Below are 7,089 nucleotides of genomic sequence, written 5' to 3' on the forward strand. Positions count from 1 at the left end.
CTTTTTGCTACCACAATACCAGATTACTTCAAATTATAGAAGGCGTCGCGACCAGGATAGCTGGCAATTTCGCCTAAATCTTCTTCAATACGCAGCAATTGGTTGTATTTTGCCATACGGTCAGAACGGGACAAAGACCCCGTCTTGATCTGTAGGGCATTAGTACCAACGGCGATATCAGCGATAGTACTGTCTTCTGTTTCACCGGAACGATGAGAAATAACGGCTGTATAACCAGCACGTTTTGCCATTTCGATCGCAGCAAAAGTCTCAGTCAAAGTACCGATCTGGTTGATTTTGATCAGGATGGAGTTGGCGATACCTTTTTGTATGCCTTCTTTCAGGATCTTGGTGTTGGTGACGAACAAGTCGTCGCCAACGATCTGGACTTTCTTACCCAGTTTTTCAGTCAGGATAGCCCAGCCATCCCAGTCGCCTTCAGCCATGCCATCTTCGATGGAGATGATAGGATATTTGTCAACCCAGGTTGCCAGCAGATTGGTGAAGTCAGCGGAAGACAAAGTCAGGCCTTCACCTTCGAGGTGGTATTTGCCGTCTTTGTAGAATTCGCTGGCAGCGCAATCCAGGCCCAGAGCGATTTGCGTACCTGGCTCGTAGCCAGCAGCTTCTATCGCCTGAATGATCAGTTTGATCGCAGATTCGTGATTATCTACGGAAGGAGCAAAACCACCTTCATCACCAACCGCTGTCGTCAAACCTTTGTCATGCAGGATTTTTTTCAGTGCATGGAAGACTTCTGCGCCGTAGCGAACCGCTTCACGGAAAGATGGAGCGCCAACCGGGATGATCATGAACTCTTGAATATCCAGATTATTGTCAGCATGCGCGCCACCGTTGATGACGTTCATCATCGGTACTGGCAATTGCATTGCGCCTGAACCGCCGAAATAACGGTACAGCGGCAGGCCAGCTTCTTCAGCAGCTGCTTTGGCGACAGCCATTGAAACGGCCAGCATGGCATTTGCACCGAGGCGGCTCTTGTTTTCAGTACCGTCCAGATCGATCAGGGTACGATCCAGGAATGCCTGCTCATTCGCATCCAGGCCCATGATGGCTTCTGCGATTTCAGTATTGATATGTTCGCAGGCTTTCAGGACGCCCTTACCCAGATAGCGGGACTTATCGCCATCACGCAGCTCTATCGCTTCGCGGGAACCAGTGGATGCACCAGAAGGCACGGCAGCACGGCCCATGACACCGGATTCCAGCAAGACATCACATTCAACAGTTGGGTTACCGCGCGAATCCAGAACTTCACGACCGATAATATCAACGATGGCACTCATTCAATTCTCCTAAACAATCAAAATATCGAACAAAATATCTAACAAATAATACGAATCTGATTTGCAAAACATCTGCTGGCCGGATATGCCTGCAGATAAATAAAGCTGGCTGCTGTAATGACTTTGATACAGCCAAAATGATGGTGCAGATAATACCCCATTACGGCGACACTTCGAGCCGGACAAAACTTTATTCTTGCGGCTTTTTACGCTGATAAGCAAAAAAACCTTCACCACAGATCAAATCATGCAAACGCAGGCTCAAAAAGCCTGGCTTATCCCCTGTCGGTACAGTCACCGGGGGCATGTCAACAACATTCCCTCAGGCAACTACATACCAACTTGCAAAAAAGGCGAGCCGCAAAAGTGGCTCGCCTTTTTAATCAGAATTTGCAGATAACAGACAAACCAGCATTCAAACTACCCGACTGGGTATCTGCATCAAATCCCTTACATCTCATGCCTTGTTACCCTGCGCCTTTTTATGGTCTATCGCCGCTCTGGCAAAAGAAATAAACAAGGGATGGCCATCACGCGGTGTCGATTTGAATTCAGGGTGGTACTGCACACCCAGATACCAAGGATGCACATCACGTGACAATTCCATGATTTCGCACAAATCTTCTGTTGGCGTACGGGCAGATACAATCAGACCTGCTGCCTCAACGCGGCCCAGATAATGATTATTGGCTTCATAGCGATGACGATGACGTTCAGTCACGACATTGCCATAAATCTCTGAAGCCAACGTACCGGAAATAACCGCACAAGTTTGTGCACCCAGGCGCATAGTACCGCCAAGGTCAGAATTTTCATCCCGCGTTTCGACTTTACCATCATGGTTCTGCCATTCATTGATCAGGGCAACCACAGGCTGCTCTGTCTCTGCATCAAATTCTGTCGAGTTCGCCATGGTCAGGCCTGCCTTGTTACGGGCATATTCAATCAGGGCAACTTGCATACCCAGGCAAATGCCCAGGTAAGGTATTTTATTTTCACGGGCATAGCGGGCTGCCAGAATCTTGCCTTCTACGCCGCGTTTGCCAAAACCACCTGGCACCAGGATGGCATCGTATTTTTCCAGCGACTTGGTGCCGTGCGCTTCGATTTCTTCAGAATCAACGTACTCAATATTCACACGGCTTTCAGTGTGGATACCGGCATGACGCAAGGCTTCTGTCAAAGACTTATAAGACTCTGTCAGGTCGACATATTTACCGACCATACCGATAGTGACTTCTTCTTTCGGGTTTTCCAGCGCATAGATCAATTTGTCCCACATGGCCAGATCAGCTGGTTTTGGTGACAGACCCAGTTTATCGCAGACGATTTTATCCAAACCCTGATCGTGCAACATCTGTGGAATCTTATAGATGGTATCCGCATCCCATACAGAGATCACGGCTTCTTCAGCCACATTGGCGAACAGGGAAATCTTGGCGCGTTCATCATCAGGGATAGGACGGTCAGCTCGGCACAACAAGGCGTCAGGGAAAATACCGATTTCACGCAGCTTCTGCACACTGTGCTGAGTGGGCTTGGTTTTCAGTTCGCCTGCAGCAGCAACATAAGGCACCAGGGTAAGATGCACGAAAGCTGCCGCATTACGGCCAGCACGCAAGCTCAGTTGGCGGGCAGCCTCAAGGAAAGGCAGGGACTCAATATCACCAACCGTACCGCCGATTTCAACCAGGGCAACGTCAGCACCAGCTGCGCCACGATGGATGAATTCCTGGATTTCATTGGTGATGTGCGGGATAACTTGCACAGTCTTGCCCAGGTATTCGCCACGGCGTTCTTTGCGGATAACGGATTCATAGATCTGGCCAGTGGTGAAATTATTCACCTTTTTCATTTTGGCCGTGATGAAACGCTCATAGTGACCCAGATCCAGATCAGTTTCAGCGCCGTCATCGGTCACGAAAACTTCGCCATGCTGGAATGGGCTCATGGTACCTGGATCCACATTGATGTAGGGATCAAGTTTGAGCATAGTGACTTTGAGACCGCGCGATTCAAGGATCGCAGCGAGAGAGGCAGCAGCAATGCCTTTGCCTAAAGAGGAGACTACGCCCCCCGTAACGAATACAAACTTAGTCATTGCAGAAGGTGCCGAACGGCACAAGCGGGAAATTCGAATTATACATCACTAAGCCGTGATGTGCGAAAATTCCCGCCTGCAAATCCTGGGAAATTTCAGGAACTGTCTGGCTTACATTGCATAAATAATTTGCAATCTTGCAAAATTCTGCGCACCCTGACCGTTGCTCAATTCCTTGATTTCATTGCTGCGACGAATGAACGATGCTGATGCACCGTAGTTTTCACTACGCCAAAAATAGCCAATTTCAAACTCCCCAACCAGGCTTTTGGGCTTGACTGCGGTAGTTTGATTATTAAAATAGCCGCCCTGTATGCTTGCATTGTAGGCAACAGCCTTGAGTTCTGTACGCAAGAAACCATAACTGGCTGGCTGTTCAGGCAATGCATTCAGACTGCCCGCACGCAGCGTCAACTCAGCACTGGCATCAGTAAAGATATTGCCGAAACGACCCTTCAGGCGTGGGGAAATATCCACATTGGACATAGCTAAAAAACGGCCTGGCGAATATTCGCCCGACAGGACTGCGCCCCACTCATTACGCAACTGCGTGCTCCAGCCCTGTGGCAGGGGTTGCTTCAGCAATCTGTGCAAATGCGTCTGTGTCCATTCACCACCGGCGCATGGACCCATGCATCCTATATCTAGCCCAAGGCGCTGGCTTTTGCCATTGGCTTCATTCTTTTCGCGATAGATGCCTGCAAACAACCAGCCAGCGTATGGGTGGTCAATTCTGGAAATCTGGTTTGGCATCAGCTTGATATCAGAAGCCGTATACAATTCCTGACCCAGTCGCCAGCCATAAGTCAGCGCCTGCGCTGCATCCCCTTTGGTAAAGCTCTGCCCTATTCTGTTGCCGCTGGTATAAAAACCGTCATCCTTCTTGAACAAGAGACTATCATTATCAATATCCACTAGCAAAGTAGTCTTGCCAGTCTGGCGTACCTGGGTAAATTCGTTCCAGGATGGCAAGGACTCCTGGGCAAAGACGCTGGCTGTGAAAAGCAATGCTGCCACTGAGGTGGAAAATTTCAATAAAGGCTTGATTTGATTCATGTATTTTGTCGCGATAAGGTTTGTATGAAATTTACCTGGAGCTCAGCTTCATGCGCTCCAGCATGCTCAGCACGGCAGCGGCTGTATGGCCGGGCACTTCCATGGGGATCAGGTGACCGCCAGGAATAAGGACATAATTATCACCCATTAATTTCTTTGTCGCATGAGGGCCTGCCTGCCGGCATTCGATAGACTCAGTCCCGCCAACAAAACCGACTGGCACATTAGGTGGGCGTTTATTCAACCGACCGAGACCATGTGGCAGAGTACGGTAGATTGCCGTTTCCACTTCGCGGGTAAAGCGCAGGGTGACGCCCTCAGTATGTGGTTTAAGCCCTGCTTTCATGTAGTCACGCAAGACTTCTGGTGGCCAGATGGCAAACATTTCTTTGGAGGCGAAGTGCTGATAAGCCGCCTCTTCGTTTGCCCAGAGATGACGGCGCCTTTCTGAAAACCGCGCAGGCGAAAACTTTTTATCCAGTCTAAGGGACTTAAATATACGCAAGAGCATCGCCCGCCAGCCAGACACTACAGGCGAATCCAGTACCACCACGCCACGCACCAGGTCTGGCCTGGCCCTGGCGGCCATCAGGGACAATATTCCACCCAACGAATGCCCCAGTAAAATCACAGGTTGCTGATAGTTTGCCTGCAGGGTATCAATCAATTCCTGGACGAGATTCCGCCAGCCATCTGTCACAGGATAGGCCGGATCATGACCGACCATGTCGGTCGCGTGAACTTCATAGTCAGCGCGTAAATGATCAAGGAACATACGATATGTCCCGGAAGGGAAGCTATTGCCGTGGACAAAATGGATGATGGGTTTTACGGTAGTCTCGTTCATAGCTAAGGGTATAGCATTACCGGCCAAACCAATAACGCGCATTTTCCTGTCTGAATTGTGAAGTTTTCAATGATGCGCCAAATTGTATGCTGATTGCACCTGATTCATCTGTTCTTAGACGTTTTATTCCAAAATCAGCATAGCGTTGGAAGACTTCTGGCTTGGGATGATGATAGCGATTCAGGTAGCCGACTTGAAAGATAGCTAGTTCAGGCTGCACAATCTTCAGGAAAGGTGCAGTGGAAGATGTACCGCTGCCATGGTGTGGAGCCAGCAACACATCAGCCTTCAGCTTTTGCGGGATGGTATTCACCAACTCATCTTCCTGTATTGCCTCGATATCGCCCGCCAGCAAGATGGTATGCATTCTGGTTGACGCTTTTAGCACGCAACTACGGGCATTTGGTTTCCATTTCGTGCTTTCATAACTGGCGGCGACCGGTTGCAACACTTCAAAATGCACGCCGTCCCACTGCCATGATTGGCCAACCACGCAGCGCCGGTGCTGTTTTGCGGCTTGAACGATGGGGCTGTCCAGGCTCAGGGAACTGCTCAATAGCTCAACTGGCAAATTCTTGAGTATGCTTAAGGCACCACCAGAATGATCGCTATCATTATGGGAAATCATCATGACATCCAGCTCATTAATCCCGCGCGCATGCAAATACGGCAAAATCACCCGGTTACCGCTATCCGCTTCCAGCCCAAAACCCTGACCACTATCGTACAGCAGCCGATGATGTGCGGTTTCCAGCAACAGGGCCATGCCCTGCCCTACATCCAGCGCGGTGACATGCAATTCGCCTTCTGACGGCCTTTTTGCCGCTTGTAACAACAAAGGTAAGCAGCAGATAAGGCCCAGACCACGCAAAGGCCATGCTTTGGGTGCCAATAACCATAACACCCCCAGCATGGCGAGGACAAACAGCCAGAATGAAGGTATGGGTGCAGTCCACACGGCATAGGGCAAGGCACTGAAGTAAGTCAGGAAGCGTGCCAGGAAATCCACAAGAACATGTGAAATTTGCAGCAGCCACGCCGACAAGGGATCTGGCATGACACTCCCTATCAATGTCAGCGGCGTGACCACCAGGCTGACCAGGGGTATCGCAACCGCGTTCGCCAAAGGGCTGATGAGTGACATTTGCCCAAATAAAAACATGGTGAGTGGAATCATGCCTATCGTCACGGCATATTGCATCAAGGATGCTAAGCGCAAGGTGTAGAGTAATCCTTGGGTATGCCCTTCCGGTGGTTTGGGACGCTCATCCCCGCTTGTGGCAAATACGATAATCGCGACAGCAGAAAAAGATAACCAGAATCCCGGCGATAAAACCGCCCAGGGATCGGCCAGCACAACCAGACCAAGTGCGAGACTCAAGACTGCAGAAAAACTGCTGATACGCCCAGTCCACACAGCCACTGCAACCACACTGAGCATGATCAGGGTTCTTTGGGCGGGCAAACCAAAACCAGCCAGGGCAACATAAACCAGTGCCATCAGCGCACCTGCCAAAGCAGCCGCCTTTTGTGCAGGCAAACGCAAGGGTAATGCCAGATTCAGAAAGAAAGAATGCCGCCAAAAATAAAACACCAGGCCAGCGAACAAACCAGCAACCATGGTGATATGCAGTTTAGTACGAATAAGTTGGTGAAAAATGGACAGGGACAAGCCATAGACGGGGGGAGCAAATAGACGCATCGCCCTACGTCCATTTATTGAAGCAAAAAAATGGACATATGCTGAGGCAAGCGTCCATTTATCTCGAAACGAATTG

The 7,089-nt window shown here is 49.9% G+C and carries 5 protein-coding genes; all 5 read right to left on the reverse strand.

Annotated elements, in window-relative coordinates; genetic code table 11:
- Positions 1–23: 23 nt before the first annotated feature.
- Entirely contained in the window at positions 24–1,307 is a 1,284-nt protein-coding gene (gene eno / locus Q8K39_RS17075; protein WP_305262035.1) for a phosphopyruvate hydratase, read from the reverse strand.
- A gap of 457 nt (positions 1,308–1,764) precedes the next feature.
- Positions 1,765–3,408, reverse strand: coding sequence for a CTP synthase (locus tag Q8K39_RS17080; RefSeq protein ID WP_305262037.1), 1,644 nt, complete (start codon positions 3,406–3,408; stop codon positions 1,765–1,767).
- 111 nt (positions 3,409–3,519) lie between these two features.
- Complete coding sequence (locus tag Q8K39_RS17085; protein ID WP_305262039.1) at positions 3,520–4,464, reverse strand: lipid A deacylase LpxR family protein; 945 nt, start codon at positions 4,462–4,464, stop codon at positions 3,520–3,522.
- Between the two features lie 31 nt (positions 4,465–4,495).
- Positions 4,496–5,311 (reverse strand): alpha/beta fold hydrolase, encoded by an 816-nt coding sequence (locus Q8K39_RS17090; RefSeq protein ID WP_305262041.1) that lies wholly within the window; start codon positions 5,309–5,311, stop codon positions 4,496–4,498.
- A gap of 16 nt (positions 5,312–5,327) precedes the next feature.
- Positions 5,328–7,013, reverse strand: coding sequence for a DNA internalization-related competence protein ComEC/Rec2 (locus Q8K39_RS17095; RefSeq protein ID WP_305262043.1), 1,686 nt, complete (start codon positions 7,011–7,013; stop codon positions 5,328–5,330).
- Between the last annotated feature and the right edge of the window lie 76 nt (positions 7,014–7,089).

The sequence above is a fragment of the Undibacterium sp. genome, from assembly GCF_030683615.1.
Taxonomy (GTDB): Bacteria; Pseudomonadota; Gammaproteobacteria; order Burkholderiales; family Burkholderiaceae_D; genus Undibacterium; species Undibacterium umbellatum.

Bases quoted from the DNA above. Each gene is read 5' to 3' on its own strand.
- Q8K39_RS17085 (WP_305262039.1), bottom strand. From the start codon at position 4,464: ATGAATCAAATCAAGCCTTTATTGAAATTTTCCACCTCAGTGGCAGCA.
- Q8K39_RS17095 (WP_305262043.1), bottom strand. From the start codon at position 7,013: ATGCGTCTATTTGCTCCCCCCGTCTATGGCTTGTCCCTGTCCATTTTT.
- Q8K39_RS17080 (WP_305262037.1), bottom strand. From the start codon at position 3,408: ATGACTAAGTTTGTATTCGTTACGGGGGGCGTAGTCTCCTCTTTAGGC.
- Q8K39_RS17090 (WP_305262041.1), bottom strand. From the start codon at position 5,311: ATGAACGAGACTACCGTAAAACCCATCATCCATTTTGTCCACGGCAAT.
- eno (WP_305262035.1), bottom strand. From the start codon at position 1,307: ATGAGTGCCATCGTTGATATTATCGGTCGTGAAGTTCTGGATTCGCGC.